Genomic DNA, 834 nt, shown 5'->3' on the forward strand with positions numbered 1-834 from the left:
CGCATGGCGAGGTACGTCAAGACCTGCTGGAAGCAGATTGCAAGGGATTGGCGGAAACCTTCCGGCGTTATCTGTTCAAGCCGCTGATCTTCTTCAACTTTGGGGATACCCATTTACTGCCCTGGCTGAAATTCCACTATGAACCGCCAGAGGACATGTTGGCGGCGGCTGATCTATACAAGAAGGTGCAAGACATGGGCGTCGCGCTCCCGGCCAACCACGTTTACGAGAAGTTTGGAATCCCGCAGCCGAAAGATGGCGAGGCCGTTCTGACAGCGCCAAAGCAAAGCCCGGTGACTACTCTCTCATTCTCCGAAAGGGATTCTATCAAATCGCCCAGGACGAACCCGGCCCAGGCAAATGTGGATCGGTTTGTTCAGGAGGCCGTGAAAGCTGCTGACGATCCCGTTGGGCAGATGATAGAAAACATCAAACAAGTAATTGCAAAAAGTAGTAGTTTCCAAGAAGCCAAGCAGCAGCTTGAAGAGCTGATCGAAAAGATGGAGTTTGATCCCCTTCAGGACACGCTTCAGCAATCTATCTTCGCAGCCTCCTTGTTTGGTCGCAAGGCTGTGCTGGATGAGGTGGATCAGGATGGCTGACTTTGAAAAAATCACGCTGCTACCGATGGATGAAGCCATAGACTACTGGCGGCTGCGTGTACCGATGTCACCAGACGAATACAAAGCGCTGGCAGCAGAGAGTAAAGCGAAAGCCTTCTCTTCCGCTCTAGCAACTTCAGCGCATATGGTCGCCCAAGTCTATCAAGCCATCGAGGATGCTCTAGCAGATGGGGACACGTTTGAAGAGTTTCAGGACAAGACCAAAGACCTG

General features: G+C 52.0%; 2 protein-coding genes. Both read left to right on the forward strand.

What is annotated here, in order from left to right:
* A partial coding sequence (locus tag ACPW7N_RS26655; protein ID WP_425654872.1) for a phage portal protein family protein occupies positions 1-602 on the forward strand: 602 nt, incomplete at its 5' end.
* Positions 595-834: hypothetical protein (locus ACPW7N_RS26660; RefSeq protein ID WP_425654874.1), on the forward strand; the 240-nt coding region annotated here is incomplete at its 3' end. The genes ACPW7N_RS26655 and ACPW7N_RS26660, both read left to right, overlap by 8 nt.

The sequence above is a fragment of the Brevibacillus nigriterrae genome (genome assembly GCF_049846925.1).
Lineage (GTDB): Bacteria > Bacillota > Bacilli > Brevibacillales > Brevibacillaceae > Brevibacillus_H.